Raw genomic sequence first — 18,693 nt, forward strand, 5'->3', positions numbered from 1 at the left:
GGCTTCGCTCGTCGTTCATCCCCGATCGCCGATTTTTTCGTGTTATCATGAATCAGCCGGGGCCATCCCCGGCTTTTTTGCGTCCGTACGAAACCCGTGGAAGGGCGACGCCCTGGCTGATCCGGGTAGCAATCCACGGCAGAGCGGCTTGATCCGGCGGCAGGATTCTCCAGGAATCCACTGCGCCGACCTCGGCAGCCGCGTGCCGATCCATGACATGGAGAAGAGGCCTAATGGCTACGGTAGACCGCTGGCTGCTGCCTGACGGTATCGAGGAAATCCTGCCACCCGACGCGGCGCGCATCGAAGGCGCTCGGCGCCGGGTGCTGGAACTGTTCCATTGCTGGGGCTACGAGTTCGTCATCACCCCGCACCTGGAATTCCTGGAATCGCTGCTCACCGGCGCAGCCAAGGAGCTGGAGCTGCGCACCTTCAAGGTGACCGATCCCAATTCCGGTCGCCTCATGGGCTTCCGCTCCGATATCACGCCCCAGGTGGCGCGCATGGAGGCCCATAGCCTCAAGCAGCGCGGTCCGAGCCGGCTGTGCTATGCCGGCAGCGTGCTGCATACCCGTCCCCGTGCTCTGTCCACCTCGCGCAGCCCGATCCAGGTCGGCGCCGAGCTCTATGGCGTGCCCGGCAGCGAAGGGGATCTGGAAGTCATCAGCCTGATGCTCGATGTGCTCGAGCAGGCCCAGGTGCCCGACGTCCACATGGATCTGGGGCACGTGGGCATCTATCGCGGCCTGTGCCAGGCGGCCGGTGTCTCCGGCGCCAGCGAGCAGCAGCTGTTCGATGCCCTGCAGCGCAAGGCGGTCGACGAGATCGCCGAGCTGACCGCCGACCTGCCGGTCGCCGAGCGTGGCTGGCTGCAGGCACTGGTCGAGCTCAGCGGCGATGCCGCGGTGCTCGACCAGGCCCGGCAGCGCCTGGCGGGTGCGCCCGCGGGCGTCCTGCAGGCGCTGGACGAGCTGATTGCCCTGGCCGAGTCGCTCAAGGGGCGTTTCCCGGGCGTGCCGCTGTATTTCGATCTGGGCGAGTTGCGGGGTTACCACTACCACACCGGGGTGGTCTTCGCCGCCTTCGTGCCGGGCAATGGGCAGTCCATCGCCCAGGGCGGTCGCTATGACAACATCGGCGCCGACTTCGGGCGTTCGCGTCCTGCCACTGGTTTTTCCACCGATCTGAAGACCCTCGTCGAGCTGGGCACCGCCGTGCTCGACGAGCCGCGCCGCGGCATCTGGGCGCCGGCTGGCCATGCCCCGGTGCTCTGGCAAGCCGTGCGCGAATTGCGTGCCGCAGGCGAACGGGTGGTCCAGGCCACCGGTCATGACGACGCGGACCAGTTGCACAGCTCGGGTTGCGATCGCCGGCTGATCGAGCGGCAGGGCGCCTGGGTCGTGGTGCCCTTGAATTCCTAAACACCGGATCTGGCATCCGGGTGAACGTGAGCATCGTCGGCCTGGCCGACAGAAATCTTCCTGACAGGGGATAAGGTTATGGGTAAGAACGTCGTCGTCCTGGGCACCCAGTGGGGTGATGAGGGTAAGGGCAAGATCGTGGACCTGCTGACCGACCAGGCCGCTGCCGTGGTGCGTTATCAGGGCGGTCACAACGCCGGCCACACACTGGTCATCGATGGCCAGAAGACCATCCTGCGGCTGATTCCCTCGGGCATCCTGCGCGCCGACACCCAGTGCCTGATCGGCAATGGCGTGGTGCTCTCGCCGGAAGCCCTGTTCAAGGAAGTCGGTGAGCTGGAAGCCCGTGGCGTACCGGTGCGCGAGCGCCTGCGCATCAGCTCGGCCTGCTCGCTGATCCTGCCCTATCACGTGGCCCTGGATCAGGCTCGCGAGAAGGCCCGCGGCGAAGCCAAGATCGGCACCACCGGGCGCGGCATCGGCCCGGCCTACGAAGACAAGATCGCCCGTCGCGGTCTGCGTGTTGGCGATCTGTTCCATCCGGAGCGTTTCGCCGTCAAGCTCAAGGAAGTGCTGGACTACCACAACTTCGTCCTGCAGAACTACTTCAACGAGCCGCCGGTGGACTTCCAGAAGACCTACGATGAGGCCATGGAGCACGCCAAGGTCATGCAGCCGCTGGTCATGGACGTCGTCAGCCGTCTGCACGAGTTGCGCAAGGCCGGTGAGAACCTGATGTTCGAAGGCGCCCAGGGTACCCTGCTGGACATCGACCACGGCACCTATCCCTTCGTCACCAGCTCCAACACCACCGCCGGTGGCGTGGCGACCGGTTCCGGCGTGGGCCCGCTGTACCTGGACTACATCCTCGGCATCACCAAGGCCTACACCACCCGCGTCGGCTCCGGTCCCTTCCCGACCGAACTGTTCGACGAGACCGGTGCCTACCTGGCCAAACAGGGGCATGAATTCGGTTCCGTCACCGGTCGTCCGCGCCGTTGTGGCTGGTTCGACGCCGTCATCCTGCGTCGCTCCATCGAGATCAACAGCATTTCCGGCCTGTGCCTGACCAAGCTGGACGTGCTCGATGGCCTGGAAACCGTGCGTATCTGCACCGGCTACAAGGACGCTGCCGGCAACCTGCTGACCGAGGCGCCCACCGACGCCGACAGCTACAACGGTCTGCAGCCGGTCTACGAAGACATGCCGGGCTGGAGCGAATCCACCGTGGGCGCCCAGAGCCTCGAGGCACTGCCGGCCAATGCCCAGGCCTACATCCGCCGCATCGCCGAGTTGGTCGAGGCGCCGATCGACATCGTCTCGACCGGTCCGGATCGCAAGGAAACCATCGTGCTGCGCCATCCTTTCGCCTGATGCGCTAAAAGGATGCAGCCGGAAAAGCCCCGCCCCGCGGGGCTTTTCGCTTTCCAGGGGTTGAGGCGGGGCGCTTGGGTGGTCAGGGCAGTCGCTGTTCCGAAATGGCCAGCTTATCGCTATGACCTTTTACCGCTGTGGTCCGCTCGTCATGAGTTGCCGATAGCCTTCGCCACTGAATACCCCCGGTCGTTTCTCCTGTCGCTGCTGCGCAGTCGCCTGCCGCTGCCGATATCCATCAGTCTGCTGCCCGTAGTCGTCATCCGGGTAGTTCTGGTGCTGTGGCTAATCTCTGGTGCCGTGAGAGATTGCAAGAGGTGTGGCCGAGCGTCGGTCGGGAAAGTCCGAACGCCAGACCTGTCCTTGCGACGGGCTGGAGGCGATGTGGATGATGGTCTCGACGAAGCTGGCAGGGCAGGGCAGGGCAGGGCAGAGCCTGGCCGCGCCGCTGGCCGGTGTCGCGTCCAGGGCGATTCAGGGGCTCTTCGTGGCCCTCCAGGAGGCTCAGGGCTGGCAGAGCTGGCTGCCCAGTTACGCGGCAGTCTGGGGCGGTTCAAGGCGTAGGGGAGGGGGTTGCATCTTTTCGCGGGCAAGAAAAAACCGGCCGAAGCCGGTTTTTTCTTTGCGTCCGATCAGGGATCGTCCGCTTGGTATTGGTGCCCAGGAGAAGACTCGAACTTCCACGGTGTTGCCACCGCTAGGACCTGAACCTAGTGCGTCTACCAATTCCGCCACCTGGGCCTGCAGTGCGACTTCTGATCGCTTCCCGTCATCCTTGCGGATTTCAGGATTAAAAAACCGGCTAGCGCCGGCTTTTCGTCGACCGATCTGCAAATCGATCGACTATAATGAGTGGTGCCCAGGAGAAGACTCGAACTTCCACGGTGTTGCCACCGCTAGGACCTGAACCTAGTGCGTCTACCAATTCCGCCACCTGGGCACTCAAGGCGATGATTGCTCATCTCCGGCGTCGCGATTGCTCACGGCGTCGTGGGGCGGCACTTTACTCAGGGGGCGTTTGCTTGTAAACCCCTGCTGTGAAAAATATTTTTATTGAGCATGCCAGGCTAACTATTGCACGGTTTTCACGTTTCAATAGGCTTTATGGCAGTTCCTACCGAACCCAGACTTAGAAGGTAACCCCAGACTGATGGCCGATTGGCAATCCCTCGATCCCGAGGCCGCCCGGGAAGCGGAAAAGTACGATAACCCCATTCCGAGTCGCGAACTCATTCTGGCTCATCTCGCCGATCGCGGCGCTCCGGCCACACGGCCCCAGCTGGCCGAGGAATTTGGCCTGGTCACCGAAGACCAACTCGAAGCCCTGCGGCGGCGCATGCGCGCCATGGAGCGCGACGGCCAAGTGATCTATACCCGCCGCGGCGCCTATGCCCCCATCGACAAGCTGGATCTGGTGCGTGGTCGCATCGCCGGCCATCGCGATGGCTTCGGCTTCCTGATCCCCGACGACGGCAGCGACGATCTCTTCCTCAGCCCGGCGCAGATGCGCCTGGTGTTCGACGGCGATATCGCCCTGGCGCGAGTCGCCGGCCATGATCGGCGCGGTCGTCGCGAAGGCGGCCTGGTCGAGGTGGTCACCCGGGCGCACGAATCCCTGGTCGGGCGCTTCTTCCAGGAGAGCGGTCTGGCCTACGTGGTGCCGGACAATCCCAAGATCGGCCAGCAGGTGCTGGTGCCCGAGGGCAAGCATGGCGGCGCCGCCCACGGCCAGTTCGTGCAGGTGCGCATCGACGAATGGCCCACCACCTTCCGTCAGGCCCAGGGCGAAGTGGTCGAGATCCTTGGCGACTACATGGCGCCGGGCATGGAGATCGAGGTCGCCCTGCGCAGCTACGACATCCCCAACGAATGGCCCAAGGCCGTCGAGAAGGAAGCCGCCAAGCTCAAGCCCGAGGTGGAGGAAAAGGACAAGCAGAAACGCATCGATCTGCGTCAGCTGCCCTTCGTCACCATCGATGGCGAAGATGCCCGCGATTTCGACGATGCCGTCTATGCCGAGGCCAAGAAGTCCGGTGGCTGGCGGCTGTATGTCGCCATCGCCGACGTCTCCCACTACGTCAAGGTCGGCTCGGCACTGGATGCCGAAGCGGAGAAGCGCGGCAACTCGGTGTATTTCCCCGAGCGGGTTATCCCCATGCTGCCGGAGGCCCTCTCCAACGGCCTCTGCTCGCTCAATCCCCAGGTGGATCGCCTGGCCATGGTCTGCGAGATGACCATCGCCGGCTCCGGGCGCATGACCGGCTACCAGTTCTACGAAGCGGTCATCCACTCCCATGCGCGCCTGACCTACAACAAGGTCTCCACGGTGCTGGAGCAGCCTAAGTCGGCTGAAGGCAAGCAGTTGCGCAAGCAGCTCGGCGAGGTGGTGCCGCACCTGGAGCAGCTCTACAGCCTGTACAAGGTGCTGCTGGCCGCCCGTCACGTCCGCGGCGCCATCGATTTCGAGACCCAGGACACGCGCATCGTCTTTGGCGCCGATCGCAAGATCTCCGAGATCCGCCCGACCCAGCGCAACGATGCCCACAAGCTGATCGAGGAATGCATGCTGTGCGCCAACGTGGCCACTGCCAAATTCCTCGAAAAGCACAAGGTGCCGGCGCTCTACCGGGTGCACGACGCTCCACCCCTGGAAAAGCAGACCAATCTGCGTCAGTTCCTCGGCGAGATGGGGCTGTCGCTGACCAAGGGCAAGGCCAATCCGGTGCCCTCGGACTACCAGGCGCTGCTGCAGCAGATCCGCGAGCGACCGGATTTCCGGCTGATCCAGACGGTGATGCTCAGGTCCCTGAGCCAGGCGGTCTACAGTCCGGACAACAACGGTCACTTCGGTCTCAACTACGAGGCCTATACCCACTTCACCTCGCCGATCCGCCGTTATCCGGATCTGCTGGTGCATCGGGCGATCCGCAGCGTCATCCGCTCCAAGCTGGAGACCAAGCACGTCAAGCGCGCAGGCGCCACGAGCATGGCCAAGGCGCGCATCTATCCCTATGACGAACTGCGCCTGGATCAGCTCGGCGAGCAGTGCTCCATGACCGAGCGCCGCGCCGACGAAGCCACGCGGGATGTGTCCAACTGGCTCAAGTGCGAGTTCATGAAGGATCGCGTCGGCGAGACCTATGCCGGCGTCATCACCGCGGTGACCGGTTTCGGCCTGTTCGTCGAGTTGTCCGAAGTGTTCGTCGAGGGCCTGGTGCACGTCACCGCGCTGCCGGACGACTACTATCACTTCGACAGCGTTCACCATCGCCTCTCCGGCGAGCGCAGCGGTCGCAGCTATCGACTGGGCGATCCCCTCGAGGTAGTGGTGGCCCGGGTCGACCTGGACGAGCGCAAGATCGACTTCGTGCTGCCGGCCAGCGCCGGGGCGCCGCGTGTGCGGGAAGAGCGCGAGCCGCGTCAGAAGCGTGGCAACCGTCGCCGTGGTGCGCCAGCGCCAGCGCAGGAACCAAGCGCTCTTCCGGTCGCCGAGACCGCGACTGAGACCGCTTCGCCGGAGCCAGAGCGTGAGCCCCGTCGCTCGCGTAACGGTCGTCGTCGCGGTACGCCGGCGCCAGTGCAGGAGCCAAGCGCTCTTCCGGACGCCGAGACCGCTACTAAGGCCGTCTCGCCGGAGCCGGAGCGTGAGCCCCGGCGTTCGCGTAATGGTCGTCGTCGTGATGCGCCGACGCAGGATCAGGGTGTCGCCGCAACGGTCGAGGCAACGCCTGCGAGCGTTTCGCCAGAACCGGAGTCTGAGCCGCGTCGCTCGCGCAGCGAGCGCCGGCGCGCGACCTCCTCGGCGCAACAGCAGGGTGCCAGTACGCCCACGCCAGCGTCGGCTGAGGCGACTCCGTCGAAATCGTCCAGGCAGGACGATCAGTTGCTCGGTAATACCGACGTCAGACGTAGTCGCGCGGTAAAGCAGGCCCTGCTGGCCGAAGCCAAGGTCGAGGGCGGCAAGCCCAAAACCGCAGGCAAGGCCAATGGCAAAGCCAAGGGTAATGCCGACAAAGGCAAGGCCAGCGACACGGCCAAGACGCGTACCGCGCCAGCCCGTCAGGGTAAGGGAGCGGCTGCCGAAGGTGCCGCGGCGGTGGATGCCAGGGTCAAGAAGGCCAAGGCTGCAGGTGCCAAGAAGAAATCGGCAGGCAAGCCCAAGACCGAAGACCAGGCCAAAGCCAAGGCTGCAGCCAAGAGCAAGACCAAGACCAAGGCCAAGGCCAAGGCGAAGAAGCCCCATCGCAAGGGTCAGCCGCGCCCCAAGGATGACGCATGAGCCAGCTGGAAACCGTCTACGGTATCCACGCCGTGGAAGCGCTGTTGCGCTTCCATCCGCGGCGGGTGAAGCAGCTCTGGATCGCCGAAGGACGGCGTGAGCCGCGGGTCGAGGCCCTGCTGGAGCTGGCCGCCGGTCAACGCCTGGCGGTGGAAACCAAGTCGCGGGCACTCCTCGACGAACTGGCCGAGGGCGTCCATCAGGGCGTGGTGGCCCAGGTCAGTCCCAGCCAGGTCTGGGGCGAGGCCATGCTCGAGGAGTTGCTCGATCGAGCCGAAGGTCCGCCGCTGCTGCTGGTGCTCGATGGCGTCACCGATCCGCACAACCTCGGCGCCTGCCTGCGCAGCGCCGATGCCGCCGGGGCCCTTGCGGTAATCGTGCCCAAGGACAAGTCGGCCACCCTGACCGCGGTGGTGCGCAAGGTGGCCTGTGGCGCCGCCGAGGTGCTGCCGCTGGTGGCCGTCACCAACCTGGCGCGGACCCTGGAGAAGCTGCAGAAGCGCGGGCTGTGGATCGTCGGTACCGCCGGTGAGGCGACCCAGGAGATCTATGACGTCGACATGAGCGGCCCGACCGTGATGGTCATGGGCGCCGAGGGCAAGGGCATGCGTCGGCTGACCCGCGAGCATTGCGATCATCTGGCTCGCCTGCCCATGGCCGGCAGCGTCAGCAGTCTCAATGTCTCGGTGGCGACTGGCGTCTGCCTGTTCGAGGCCGTGCGTCAAAGACGCGCCTCTGCGTCCAGATAGACTGCCCCAGGAAACGTCTGGGTACCGACCTGGCGCGTATCGCACTATACGAATCGCGCTGCAGTGCGCAAAATACCGGCCTCGCCCTGGGAAAGCCCGGGGCGAGACCTGTCAACAAGAGGATGCCCGCGTGAGTCAGGAGATCCAAGAGCCGGTAGGCTTGCGAGTGCTGCTCGTCGAAGACGATGCCACGCTGCGCATGCTGACCACCGAAGTCATCGAGGAGCTGGACCATCAGGTCACGGCTGTTGCCTCGGCGGAGGCTGCCCTCGAGTTGCTGCCGCAACGCGAGCACGATGTGCTGTTCACCGATATCGGGCTGGGCGGCATGTCCGGGATCGAGTTGACCCGGCGTGCCCTGGCGATGGATCCGACGCTGCGCATCGTCGTCGCCTCGGGTTATGCCTTCGAGCGCGAGCCGGGCATGGAGGCGCGGGTCGGGGTGCTGATCAAGCCCTATGACCTGAACAAGATCCGCCAAGCCCTGGCCGACGTGCAACGCTGAGTGCCTGTGGCTGCCCGGCGGTCGCGCCGGTCATGCCTGCGGTTGCGCCCCTCGGCGCCCTTCTTTAGAATGTTGCCCCTTGCCCGGAGTGCGTCCGCATTCCGCTGGGCAAGTCATCCGAACTATTCACTCCTTGTCTGACCGCGTTTCCGCGGCAGGCTGCAACCCGTAAGGAGCATTAAATGCGTCATTACGAAGTCGTGTTCCTGGTTCATCCGGACCAGAGCGAACAGGTGGGCGGCATGGTCGAGCGCTACACCAAGGCTATCGAAGAAGACGGTGGCAAAGTCCATCGCCTGGAAGACTGGGGCCGTCGTCAGCTGGCTTACGCCATCGACAACGTTCACAAGGCTCACTATGTACTCATGAACATCGAGTGCAGCGCCAAGGCCCTGGCCGAGCTGGAAGACAACTTCCGCTACAACGACGCCGTGATCCGCAACATGATCCTGCGCCGTGACGAGGCCGTCACCGGTCAATCCGAGATGCTCAAGGCCGAAGAAAACCGCAACGAGCGTCGCGAGCGTCGCGAGCGTCCTGCCGAGTCCGAGTCCGAGTCCGCCGAAGGCAACTCCGACGACGCCGACAGCGCCGAGTAATCTGGATCTAGCGAGGAATCATTGTCATGGCACGTTTCTTCCGTCGTCGTAAGTTCTGCCGTTTCACCGCCGAAGGCGTGAAAGAGATCGACTACAAGGATCTCAACACCCTGAAGGCCTACGTCTCCGAAACCGGCAAGATCGTCCCGAGCCGTATCACTGGCACCAAGGCCAAGTACCAGCGTCAGCTGGGCACCGCCATCAAGCGTGCCCGTTACCTGGCCCTGCTGCCCTACACCGACAGCCACGGTCGTTGATCGACGCCTGATCACGGATAACGGATAAACACGGCATGCGGCCTCTGGCTGAGTTCATCATGCGCGGCCGCACCCAAGCCACCCTCGTGGTGGTACTGGGTGCAGTCGTGCCGCTGCTGTACTGGATGACCGCTGCCGGTGGCAGCCTGGTGCTGTTGCGCCGGGGACCTGCCGCGGCGGCCGGGGTGCTGGTCTGGGCCCTGCTGCCGGCGCTGTTCTGGCTGTATCTGGGGGATGCCAGCATCGTGCTGGTGATGCTGGGTTCGACGCTGCTGGCGGCACTACTGCGCCAGAGCCGATCCTGGACACGGGTGCTGTTGGCCAGTGTCCCACTGGGGTTGGTCTTCGCCCTGGTGCTGGGTCAGGTCTATGCCGAGGGCATCGCGCAGCTGGCGGAGGAAATCCGTCGGTTGTTGCCCCAGGTGTTGGGCCCGAGCGCGGCGCAGTTGCCGCCGGAAAAGCAGGCGCAGTTGCAGCAGTTGCTGCTGCCCGTGCTGACCGGCCTGATGGCGGCGTTCTTCCAGATCACCTGCCTGCTGTGCCTGATGCTCGGGCGCTACTGGCAGGCGGCGCTGTACAACCCCCAGGGGTTCGGTCGCGAATTTCGCGCCCTGCGTCTGCGTCCAGCCATCGCGCTCGGCCTCCTGGCCCTGCTGGTGCTGGCGCCGAACCTGGGCAGTGGGCTTGGCCTGCTGACCCCGCTGTGCAGCGTGCCGCTGGCCTTTGCCGGCATCGCACTGCTACACGGGCTGGTGGCGGCCAAGCGCCTGGCAGGATTCTGGCTGGTGGGGCTGTACGTGACGCTGCTGCTGTTTGGGCAGCTGATCTATCCGTTGTTGGTGATTCTGGCTGTGATCGATAGCGTGTTCGATTTCCGTGGGCGGTCCGCGCAAGAGCCGCAGGGGCCCGCGGACGGTGAAGGTTAAAAGTTAAGAGGAAAGACTCAATGGATGTCATCCTGCTGGAAAAGATCGCCAACCTGGGCAACCTGGGCGACAAAGTGAACGTCAAGGGCGGTTACGCCCGTAACTTCCTGCTGCCGCAGGGCAAGGCCACCGCAGCCACCGCTGCCAACGTCGAGGCTTTCGAAGCTCGTCGTGCCGAGCTCGAGAAGCAGGCTGCCGAGAAGAAGGCCGAGGCTGATGCCCGTGCCGCTAAGCTGGCTGAACTGACCGTGACCATCGCCGCCAACTCCGGCGACGAAGGCAAGCTGTTCGGTTCCATCGGCACCCGCGACATCGCCGAAGCCGTCAGCGCCGCTGGCGTCGAACTGGACAAGAGCGAAGTTCGCCTGCCCAACGGCGCGCTGCGCAGTGTTGGCGAATACGACGTCGAAGTGCACCTGCACACCGACGTCGAAGCTACGGTCAAGGTCGTCGTCGTCGCCGAATAAGCGCGCCGTCGCCTGACTGGCGGACTTGCGCCCCGGCGCCGGTCTGTCGACAATCGGGCACGTCATTGCCAAGGCAGTGACGTGCCCTTTGTCTTTTCTGCCCTATCGAAAATCATTTCGCCGCCCGCAATGGGGGCCCAAGACCTGCGCATGAACGAGATTTCCCTGCCCGAGCAGTACGATCTGCAGACCGCTGCCCTCAAGGTCCCGCCGCACTCCATCGAGGCCGAGCAGGCCGTGCTGGGTGGTCTGATGCTGGACAACAATGCCTGGGAGCGCGTGCTCGATCAGGTGTCCGATGGCGACTTCTATCGTCACGATCACAGACTCATTTTCCGCGCCGTGGCCCGTCTGGCCGAGCGCAATCAGCCGTTCGACGTGGTAACCCTGTCCGAACAGCTGGACAATGAAGGCCAGCTGCCCCAGGTGGGCGGCCTGGCCTATCTGGCCGAGCTGGCCAAGAACACCCCCTCGGTGGCCAACATCAAGGCCTATGCGCAGATCGTGCGCGAGCGGGCCACCCTGCGTCAGTTGATCGGTATCAGTGCCGACATCGCCGACAGCGCCTACAACCCGGAAGGGCGCGGCGCCAACGAGCTGCTCGACGAAGCCGAACGCAAGATCTTCGAGATCGCCGAGGCGCGGCCGAAATCCGGCGGTCCGATCGGGGTCAACGACATCCTGACCAAGGCCATCGACCGCATTGATACCCTGTTCAACTCCAGCGACGCCATCACCGGGGTCTCCACCGGTTTCGCCGATCTGGATGAGAAGACCAGCGGCCTGCAGCCGGCGGACCTGATCATCGTTGCCGGCCGCCCGTCGATGGGCAAGACCACCTTCGCCATGAACCTGGTGGAGAATGCGGTGCTGCGCACCGACAAGGCGGTGCTAGTGTTCTCCCTGGAGATGCCTGCCGATTCCATCGTGCTGCGGATGCTCTCGTCCCTCGGTCGCATCGACCAGACCAAGGTGCGTTCCGGCAAGCTGGACGATGACGACTGGCCGCGCCTGACCTCGGCGGTCAACCTGCTCAACGACCGCAAGTTGTTCATCGACGATACCGCCGGCATCAGCCCTTCGGAAATGCGCGCCCGGACCCGGCGCCTGGTGCGCGAGCACGGCGACCTGGCGTTGATCATGGTGGACTACCTGCAGCTGATGCAGATCGGTGGCAGCAGCGGCGAGAACCGCACCAACGAGATCTCCGAGATCTCCCGCTCGCTCAAGGGCCTGGCTAAGGAGTTCAATTGCCCGGTGGTGGCGCTCTCCCAGCTCAACCGCTCGCTGGAGCAGCGGCCGAACAAGCGGCCGGTGAACTCCGACCTGCGTGAATCGGGCGCCATCGAGCAGGACGCCGACGTCATCATGTTCGTCTACCGGGACGAGGTGTATCACCCGGAGACCGAGTACAAGGGCGTGGCGGAAATCATCATCGGCAAGCAGCGTAACGGTCCGATCGGCACCACGCGGCTGGCCTTCATCGGTAAATACACCCGGTTCGAGAATCTCGCGCCCGGCAGCTACGTTTTCGAGGACGAATGATGGTCAAGGACAAGCTGAAGATCGCAGTCCTGCTCGGTGGCACCAGCGAAGAACGCGACGTGTCCATCGCCAGCGGTGCCCAGGTGGTGGCGGCCCTGCGCCGGCGCGGGCACCAGGTGGTGACCGTGGACACCGCCCTGGGCCTGCTCGACGAAGACGCCGAGCGCGCGCTGCTGGAAGCCCGCGTCGGCCTCGAACCGCCGGAGCGGACCGCCCTGGTGCGGATGCGCGGCCAGGATGCCGGTGCGGTGCTCAGCCGCGCCCAGCTGGGCGACCAGGATCTGCTGTTCCTCGCCCTGCATGGCGGGACCGGCGAGAACGGCACCCTGCAGACCCTGCTCGACCTGGCCGAGCTGCGCTACACCGGCAGCGGCCGGGTGGGCAGCGCCGTGGCCATGGACAAGGATCTCAGCAAGCGGCTGTTCCGTGCTGCCGAGGTGCCCACCGCCGACTGGCTGATGGCGCCCGTGGACGCCGCGACCGTAGCCGCGACGCTGGGCTTTCCGGTGATCGTCAAACCCAGCCAGCAGGGCTCCACCGTGGGTCTGAGCAAGGTCAGCCGCGCCGAGGACCTGCAACCGGCCATCGAACTGGCGCTGCGCTACGACCGCGAGGTGATGATCGAGCGCTTCGTCGCCGGTCGCGAGCTGACCGTTGGGGTGCTGGGCGACCAGCCACTGGCGGTGGGCGAGATCGTCCTCGGCCAAAGCGGCGTGTTCGACTACACCAGCAAGTACCAGCCCAAGGGCGCGGTGGAAGTGTTTCCGGCCGAGGTCTCGACCGAGATCGCCGAGGAAGCGCGGCGGCTGGCCCTGGCCGCGCATCGGGCGCTCAAGCTCGACGGCTACAGCCGCGCCGATTTCCGCCTGGACGCCGAGGGGCGGCTGTGGTGCCTGGAGGTCAACACCCTGCCGGGCATGACCGCCACCAGTCTGCTACCGCAATCGGCGGCGGCTATGGGCATCGACTTCGACGAACTCTGCGAGCGGATCTGCCAACTGGCCCTGCAGGACTGACCGCTACGCAGCCGGCGCCGCTATCGCTTCGGGTGGTGGCGGCTGCGTCTCCTGTCGAAGCCGGATCCGGATCCGCCGCCATGCCCCAGACGCTCACCCCGGTGCAGACCCGGGCGTTGTTCCTTTCCGCACTGCTGCTGTTCGTCTTGCCCTTCATCCTGGTCGACTTTCCCTACGTCGATGACAACTGGCGCATCCAGTTGGAGAACGGCCCGGAGTGGCGCCAGCAGGGGCGGGTGCTCACCGAGGTCTTCTACCGGCTGCTGACCTTCAGCGGCAGCACCCTCAATCTCTTTCCCCTGCCGCTGCTGATCGCCTGCGCCGCCGCCGCCTGGGCCTTGACCGATCTGGCCCGCCACTGCTTCGGCGCGCCGCGACCGACCCAGTGTCTGGCGCTCCTGCCGCTATGGTTCTCGCCGTTCTGGTTGGGCAATCTGACCTATCAGTACGATGGCCCGACCATGGCCCTGAGTCTGGTGGCGGTGATCTACGCGGTGATCTTTCGTAGTCGTCATACCGCGCTGGCGCTGCTGGTGCCGGCGGCGCTGCTGGCGGCGGCCATGGCCTTCTACCAGGTGGCGCTCAATGTCTTCATCGGGCTCTGCTGCCTGGAACTGATCCGTACGGTACAGCGCCGCGAGGCGCCCGAGCAGGCGCTGCGGCTGGTGTTGCGCCAGGGTCTGCAGCTGCTGCTGGGTGGCGTGCTCTATTACCTGACGGCCTACCAGCTGATAGCGACCACGCGGCACGCCGGCGTGGGCGGCCAGGTGCTGCCCGAGCTCTGGCACCGGCTGGGCGAGGTGCTGCACAGCGTTGGGCTGCTGATCACCCCGGGCAATCTCTGGCTGTGGTGGCTGTTCGGTGGGTTGGCCGCGCTCGGCTACGGCCTGGGCGGCCTGGCCTATGCCCGCGCCTACGGCCGACGGGCGTTGCTGCCCTTGCTGCTGTACGGCGCGACCCTGCCGGTCCTGGCCTTTTGCGTGGCCGGCATCACCCTGCTGTTCAGCGACTTCATCCTCGAAGCCCGCACCCTGATGGGGCTGGCGGTCGTCCTGACCCTGGCGCTGCTGCTGGCCCACGATCTGCTGGAGCGCCTCCAGCCTCGGTTGACCTGGCTGCTGGTGCTGCCGGTGCTGTGGATGCTGTCCCTGACCTATGCCTATGGGCAGGTGCTCTCGGCGCAGAAGACCTTCGAGCGCGGTTTCGTCCAGGAGCTGCACCATGACCTCAGCAGTCGCCCGGAGCTGCGGCCGCTCAAGCGCCTGCTCTGGACCGGCGGTCCGCTGGAGGTGGCCTGGTTGCCGCTGGCGCAGAAGACCTTCGAGCAGGTGCCGGCCTTGCCCTTCATCCTCGGCCTGTCGCCGGGCAACTTCATGATCGCCGAGCGGCTGCTGGACCTGGGGGTGATCGACGATGCCGACAGCGACAGCTGCAGCCAGCGCGTAGCCGTGCCCGGGGCCGCCACGCGGCTGGTGGACAACCGTTTCTATGACATCTGGGCGCTGGGCGAGGACGGCTGCATCATCATGAAGCCACAGCGGCCCTGGGTGCCGTTCGAGTAGGGGGGTGGTCTTGAGGGGTAGGTTGGGCAGAGCGCAGCGAAGCCCAACGTGGTGACGCGGCTGTTGGGCTTCTACGAAGGAGCCGTCTCAGCCCAACCTACGGGTGCGAGGGTGATCAGCCGCGGCGCAGCTTGTAGCAGAGGAACAGGAAGGCCAGCCAGAACGGAATGGCGTAGACCGAAACGGCGATGCCGGGGATGCGCAGCATCAGCACCAGGATCATGCCGACGAAGGCCAGGCACAGCCAGTTGGCGAAGGGCGACCAGAACGCCGGGAAGTGCGAGGTGCGCCCGGCCTGACGCTGGGCGGCGCGGAATTTCAGGTGGGTCAGGCTGATCAGCGCCCAGGCGATCACCAGCGAGGCCACCACCAGCGACATCAGCAACTCCAGGGCATTCTGTGGCAGCAGGTAGTTGACCACCACGCAGAGCAGGGTCACCGCCGAGGACACCGCGATGCCCAGCAGGGGCACGCCGCGGCGATTGGTGCGCAGCAGGGCGCGCGGGGCATCGCCCTGTTCGGCCAGGCCATAGAGCATGCGGCTGGTGCAGTAGACGCCGCTGTTGTAGACCGACAGCGCCGCGGTCAGCACCACGAAGTTGAGCAGGTGGGCGGCGGTATCGCTGCCGAGCAGGGCGAAGGTCTGCACGAAGGGGCTGCCGGCATAGTCGTCACCGCCGGCGCCGATACTGCGCACCAGTTCGTCCCAGGGGTGCAGCGACAAGAGGATGGTCAGGGCGCCGACATAGAAGATCAGGATGCGCCAGACCACCTGGTTGATGGCCTTGGGAATCACGGTGCGCGGCTGGTCGGCTTCGGCGGCGGTGATGCCCACCAGCTCCAGGCCGCCAAAGGAGAACATGATGATCGCCAGCACGGCGAACAGGCCGCTCCAGCCATTGGGGAGGAAGCCGCCATGACTCCAGAGATTGCTCACCGAGGCCTCGGGACCGCCGCTGCCACTGACCAGCAGCCAAAGCCCGAAGGCCATCATGCCGAGGATGGCCACCACCTTGATCAGTGCGAACCAGAATTCGGTCTCGCCGAAGGCCTTCACGTTGAACAGGTTGATCAGGTTGACCAGCACGAAGAACACCAGGGCGCTGGCCCAGGTCGGCACCTCGGGCCACCAGTACTGCACGTACTTGCCCACCGCGGTGAGTTCCGACATGCCCACCAGCACATAGAGCACCCAGTAGTTCCAGCCGGAGAGAAAGCCCGGGAAGCGACCCCAGTAACGACTGGCGAAGTGGCTGAAGGAGCCGGCCACGGGTTCCTCGACGATCATCTCGCCGAGCTGGCGCATGATCAGGAAGGCGATGAAGCCGGCGATGGCGTAGCCGAGGATCATCGCCGGACCGGCCGACTTGAGCACCCCGGCCGAGCCGAGGAACAGACCGGTACCGATGGCTCCGCCGAGGGCGATTAGCTGGATGTGACGATTCTTCAGGCCGCGCTGCAACTGGCCGGCGGCGGGTTGGGGCTGGGACATGGAGGAGGGTGTCTCGGTGGTGAGGAAGGAGCGGGGCGCTATGGTAGCACTCCTGGTGGGGGCGGCATTGAGGGTGGGTCCAGAGCCGCCGTCGATAGCCAAAGGCAATCGATGTCCGGGGGCTGAACTGGTCATTTTTTGTGCTATTCTTCGCGCCCTCCCAAAAACACCCCTTTCCCGGAAGCTGCCATGCAAGCCGCCACGCCGCTGTTCGACTATCCGAAATACTGGGCCGAGTGCTTTGGTCCTGCACCCTTCCTGCCCATGAGTCGGGCGGAGATGGAGCAACTCGGCTGGGACAGCTGCGACATCATCATCGTCACCGGGGACGCCTACGTCGATCACCCGTCCTTTGGCATGGCCATCATCGGTCGGCTGCTGGAGGCCCAGGGCTTCCGCGTGGGCATCATCGCCCAGCCGGACTGGCATTCGAAGGACGACTTCATGAAGCTCGGCGAGCCGAATCTGTTCTTCGGTGTGGCCGCGGGCAACATGGATTCCATGATCAATCGCTACACCGCGGACAAGAAGGTCCGTTCCGACGACGCCTATACCCCGGGCAACGTCGCCGGCAAGCGTCCGGATCGCGCCAGCCTGGTCTACAGCCAGCGCTGCAAGGAAGCCTACAGCCACGTGCCGATCGTGCTCGGTGGCATCGAGGCCTCGCTGCGCCGGATCGCCCACTACGACTACTGGCAGGACAAGGTCCGGCGCTCGATCCTGATGGACGCCACCGCCGACATCCTGCTCTATGGCAACGCCGAGCGGGCGGTGGTCGAGATCGCCCAGCGGCTGTCGCGTGGCGAGCGCGTCGAGGCCATCACCGACGTACGCGGTACCGCCTTCATCCGGCGGGACACGCCCGCGGGCTGGTTCGAGATCGACTCGACCCGTATCGACCGTCCCGGTCGCGTCGACAAGATCATCAATCCCTACGTGAATACGCAGGACACCGAGGCCTGTGCCATCGAGCAGGCGAAAGGTGAGGTCGAGGATCCCAACGAAGCCAAGGTGGTGCAGCTGCTGGAAAGCCCGCGCATGACCCGCGACAAGACGGTGATCCGCCTGCCGTCCTTCGAGAAGGTGCGCAACGACCCGGTGCTCTATGCCCACGCCAACCGCGTGCTGCACCTGGAAACCAACCCGGGCAACGCCCGCGCGCTGGTGCAGCGGCATGGCGAGGTGGACGTCTGGTTCACGCCGCCGCCCATCCCCATGACCACCGAGGAAATGGACTATGTGTTCGGCATGCCCTATGCGCGCGTGCCGCACCCGGCCTATGGCAAGGAAAAGATCCCGGCCTACGAGATGATCCGCTTCTCGGTCAACATCATGCGCGGCTGCTTCGGTGGCTGCACCTTCTGCTCCATCACCGAGCACGAAGGCCGGATCATCCAGAATCGCTCCCACGACTCGATCATCCGCGAGATCGAGGAGATGCGCGACAAGGTGCCGGGCTTCACCGGGGTGGTCTCGGACCTGGGCGGGCCGACCGCCAACATGTACCGCATCGCCTGCAAGGACCCGGAGATCGAGCGCCACTGCCGCAAGCCGTCGTGCGTCTTCCCCGGCATCTGCGAGAACCTCAACACCGATCACTCCTCGCTGATCGAGCTGTACCGCAAGGCGCGGGCGCTGCCGGGGGTGAAGAAGATCCTGATCGCCTCGGGGCTGAGATACGACCTGGCCGTGGAGTCGCCCGAGTACGTCAAGGAACTGGTCACCCACCATGTCGGCGGCTACCTGAAGATCGCGCCCGAGCACACCGAGCGTGGTCCGCTGGACAAGATGATGAAGCCGGGCATCGGCAGCTATGACCGCTTCAAGCAGATGTTCGAGAAGTACACCAAGGAGGCGGGCAAGGAGCAGTACCTGATCCCCTACTTCATCGCCGCGCACCCGGGTACCACCGACGAGGACATGATGAACCTCGCGCTGTGGCTCAAGCGCAACGGCTTCCGTGCGGATCAGGTCCAGGCCTTCTATCCCTCGCCGATGGCCACCGCCACGGCCATGTACCACTCGGGCAAGAATCCGCTGCGCAAGGTCACCTACAAGAGCGACGGCGTGACCATCGTCAAGAGCGACCAGCAGCGCCGCCTGCACAAGGCCTTCCTGCGCTACCACGATCCCAAGGGCTGGCCGATGCTGCGCGAGGCGCTCAAGGAGATGGGCCGCGCCGACCTGATCGGTCCGGGCAAGCACCAGCTGATCCCAGCCACCCAGCCGGTGGGCGACACCGGTTACCAGAGCGCGCGGCGCAAGAACTCCACCCCGGTGGGCAGCAAGAAGGCCGGCACCGGCGGTGGCCGCATCCTCACCCAGCACACCGGTCTGCCGCCCCGCGCCAGCGACGGCAGCAAGGCCTGGGACAAGGGCCAGGAAGGCCAGGCCGCCGGCTACGCCAAGGGCGGTCCGCGCAAGAAGTCGCGGCGCCAGCCGAACATGCCGCGGTAAAATCCTTTGATCGCGGCCATGGGCCGCTCCTACAGAGAGCGATG

14 protein-coding genes and 2 tRNA genes are annotated in these 18,693 nt (G+C 65.2%); 13 read left to right on the plus strand and 3 right to left on the minus strand.

All coding sequences use genetic code 11. The features are described 5' to 3' along the window. The first annotated feature begins 233 nt into the window (after nucleotides 1–233). Together LRS53_RS09920 and LRS53_RS09925 are read left to right on the plus strand one after the other, a co-directional pair. Nucleotides 234–1,421: an ATP phosphoribosyltransferase regulatory subunit gene (locus LRS53_RS09920; protein WP_068383213.1), complete on the plus strand. Its 1,188-nt coding sequence runs from the start codon at nucleotides 234–236 to the stop codon at nucleotides 1,419–1,421. A 78-nt stretch (nucleotides 1,422–1,499) separates the two neighbouring features. Next, nucleotides 1,500–2,795 (plus strand): adenylosuccinate synthase, encoded by a 1,296-nt coding sequence (locus LRS53_RS09925; RefSeq protein ID WP_064307632.1) that lies wholly within the window; start codon nucleotides 1,500–1,502, stop codon nucleotides 2,793–2,795. 654 nt (nucleotides 2,796–3,449) lie between these two features. Here LRS53_RS09925 and LRS53_RS09930 read toward each other — a convergent pair. Both LRS53_RS09930 and LRS53_RS09935 read right to left on the minus strand, forming a co-directional pair. Beyond that, nucleotides 3,450–3,536, minus strand: a tRNA-Leu gene (locus tag LRS53_RS09930). Between the two features lie 112 nt (nucleotides 3,537–3,648). Then, nucleotides 3,649–3,735 (minus strand) — tRNA-Leu (locus LRS53_RS09935). Between the two features lie 210 nt (nucleotides 3,736–3,945). On the opposite strand from LRS53_RS09935, the gene rnr reads away from it, so the two are divergent. The 10 genes from rnr (at nucleotide 3,946) to LRS53_RS09985 (ending at nucleotide 14,700) form a co-directional block, all read left to right on the plus strand. Then, nucleotides 3,946–7,074, plus strand: a complete 3,129-nt coding sequence (gene rnr / locus LRS53_RS09940; RefSeq protein WP_231355755.1) for a ribonuclease R — start codon at nucleotides 3,946–3,948, stop codon at nucleotides 7,072–7,074. Then, nucleotides 7,071–7,823 carry a 23S rRNA (guanosine(2251)-2'-O)-methyltransferase RlmB gene (gene rlmB, locus LRS53_RS09945; RefSeq protein WP_231355756.1) on the plus strand — a complete coding sequence of 251 codons (753 nt, stop codon included), beginning with the start codon at nucleotides 7,071–7,073 and terminating at the stop codon, nucleotides 7,821–7,823. The genes rnr and rlmB overlap by 4 nt, the downstream gene beginning before the upstream one ends. A gap of 130 nt (nucleotides 7,824–7,953) precedes the next feature. Then, nucleotides 7,954–8,328 carry a response regulator gene (locus LRS53_RS09950; RefSeq protein ID WP_007161147.1) on the plus strand — a complete coding sequence of 125 codons (375 nt, stop codon included), beginning with the start codon at nucleotides 7,954–7,956 and terminating at the stop codon, nucleotides 8,326–8,328. A gap of 182 nt (nucleotides 8,329–8,510) precedes the next feature. Next, nucleotides 8,511–8,927 (plus strand): 30S ribosomal protein S6, encoded by a 417-nt coding sequence (gene rpsF, locus LRS53_RS09955; protein ID WP_007161146.1) that lies wholly within the window; start codon nucleotides 8,511–8,513, stop codon nucleotides 8,925–8,927. Nucleotides 8,928–8,953: 26 nt separating this feature from the next. Then, nucleotides 8,954–9,184 carry a 30S ribosomal protein S18 gene (gene rpsR / locus LRS53_RS09960; RefSeq protein WP_007161145.1) on the plus strand — a complete coding sequence of 77 codons (231 nt, stop codon included), beginning with the start codon at nucleotides 8,954–8,956 and terminating at the stop codon, nucleotides 9,182–9,184. A gap of 35 nt (nucleotides 9,185–9,219) precedes the next feature. Continuing rightward, on the plus strand, nucleotides 9,220–10,110 hold the full coding sequence (locus LRS53_RS09965) for a hypothetical protein (protein ID WP_017642917.1): 891 nt from the start codon (nucleotides 9,220–9,222) through the stop codon (nucleotides 10,108–10,110). A gap of 20 nt (nucleotides 10,111–10,130) precedes the next feature. Further along, complete coding sequence (gene rplI / locus LRS53_RS09970; RefSeq protein ID WP_017642918.1) at nucleotides 10,131–10,577, plus strand: 50S ribosomal protein L9; 447 nt, start codon at nucleotides 10,131–10,133, stop codon at nucleotides 10,575–10,577. A gap of 150 nt (nucleotides 10,578–10,727) precedes the next feature. Then, complete coding sequence (gene dnaB / locus LRS53_RS09975; protein ID WP_017642919.1) at nucleotides 10,728–12,122, plus strand: replicative DNA helicase; 1,395 nt, start codon at nucleotides 10,728–10,730, stop codon at nucleotides 12,120–12,122. Beyond that, nucleotides 12,122–13,138 (plus strand): D-alanine--D-alanine ligase, encoded by a 1,017-nt coding sequence (locus LRS53_RS09980; RefSeq protein WP_331275303.1) that lies wholly within the window; start codon nucleotides 12,122–12,124, stop codon nucleotides 13,136–13,138. The genes dnaB and LRS53_RS09980 overlap by 1 nt, the downstream gene beginning before the upstream one ends. Nucleotides 13,139–13,218: 80 nt before the next feature. After that, on the plus strand, nucleotides 13,219–14,700 hold the full coding sequence (locus LRS53_RS09985; RefSeq protein ID WP_231355758.1) for a glucosyltransferase domain-containing protein: 1,482 nt from the start codon (nucleotides 13,219–13,221) through the stop codon (nucleotides 14,698–14,700). A gap of 115 nt (nucleotides 14,701–14,815) precedes the next feature. Here the strand turns inward: LRS53_RS09985 and LRS53_RS09990 are convergent, their stop codons facing one another. Beyond that, nucleotides 14,816–16,192: an amino acid permease gene (locus tag LRS53_RS09990; RefSeq protein WP_231355759.1), complete on the minus strand. Its 1,377-nt coding sequence runs from the start codon at nucleotides 16,190–16,192 to the stop codon at nucleotides 14,816–14,818. A gap of 189 nt (nucleotides 16,193–16,381) precedes the next feature. Here LRS53_RS09990 and LRS53_RS09995 point away from each other — a divergent pair, with 189 nt between their 5' ends. Next, entirely contained in the window at nucleotides 16,382–18,649 is a 2,268-nt protein-coding gene (locus LRS53_RS09995; RefSeq protein WP_231355760.1) for a YgiQ family radical SAM protein, read from the plus strand. Nucleotides 18,650–18,693: the final 44 nt, after the last annotated feature.

Source organism: Pseudomonas sp. PLB05 (assembly GCF_021106615.1).
In the GTDB taxonomy this organism is placed as follows: Bacteria; Pseudomonadota; Gammaproteobacteria; order Pseudomonadales; family Pseudomonadaceae; genus Chryseomonas; species Chryseomonas benzopyrenica.

Excerpts from the sequence above, each read along its gene's own strand:
- rlmB (WP_231355756.1), top strand. The coding sequence starts at position 7,071 with ATGAGCCAGCTGGAAACCGTCTACGGTATCCACGCCGTGGAAGCGCTG.
- rpsR (WP_007161145.1), top strand. The coding sequence starts at position 8,954 with ATGGCACGTTTCTTCCGTCGTCGTAAGTTCTGCCGTTTCACCGCCGAA.
- LRS53_RS09965 (WP_017642917.1), top strand. The coding sequence starts at position 9,220 with ATGCGGCCTCTGGCTGAGTTCATCATGCGCGGCCGCACCCAAGCCACC.
- LRS53_RS09995 (WP_231355760.1), top strand. The coding sequence starts at position 16,382 with ATGCAAGCCGCCACGCCGCTGTTCGACTATCCGAAATACTGGGCCGAG.
- LRS53_RS09980 (WP_331275303.1), top strand. The coding sequence starts at position 12,122 with ATGGTCAAGGACAAGCTGAAGATCGCAGTCCTGCTCGGTGGCACCAGC.
- dnaB (WP_017642919.1), top strand. The coding sequence starts at position 10,728 with ATGAACGAGATTTCCCTGCCCGAGCAGTACGATCTGCAGACCGCTGCC.
- rplI (WP_017642918.1), top strand. The coding sequence starts at position 10,131 with ATGGATGTCATCCTGCTGGAAAAGATCGCCAACCTGGGCAACCTGGGC.
- LRS53_RS09990 (WP_231355759.1), bottom strand. The coding sequence starts at position 16,192 with ATGTCCCAGCCCCAACCCGCCGCCGGCCAGTTGCAGCGCGGCCTGAAG.
- rpsF (WP_007161146.1), top strand. The coding sequence starts at position 8,511 with ATGCGTCATTACGAAGTCGTGTTCCTGGTTCATCCGGACCAGAGCGAA.
- LRS53_RS09985 (WP_231355758.1), top strand. The coding sequence starts at position 13,219 with ATGCCCCAGACGCTCACCCCGGTGCAGACCCGGGCGTTGTTCCTTTCC.
- LRS53_RS09925 (WP_064307632.1), top strand. The coding sequence starts at position 1,500 with ATGGGTAAGAACGTCGTCGTCCTGGGCACCCAGTGGGGTGATGAGGGT.
- LRS53_RS09920 (WP_068383213.1), top strand. The coding sequence starts at position 234 with ATGGCTACGGTAGACCGCTGGCTGCTGCCTGACGGTATCGAGGAAATC.
- rnr (WP_231355755.1), top strand. The coding sequence starts at position 3,946 with ATGGCCGATTGGCAATCCCTCGATCCCGAGGCCGCCCGGGAAGCGGAA.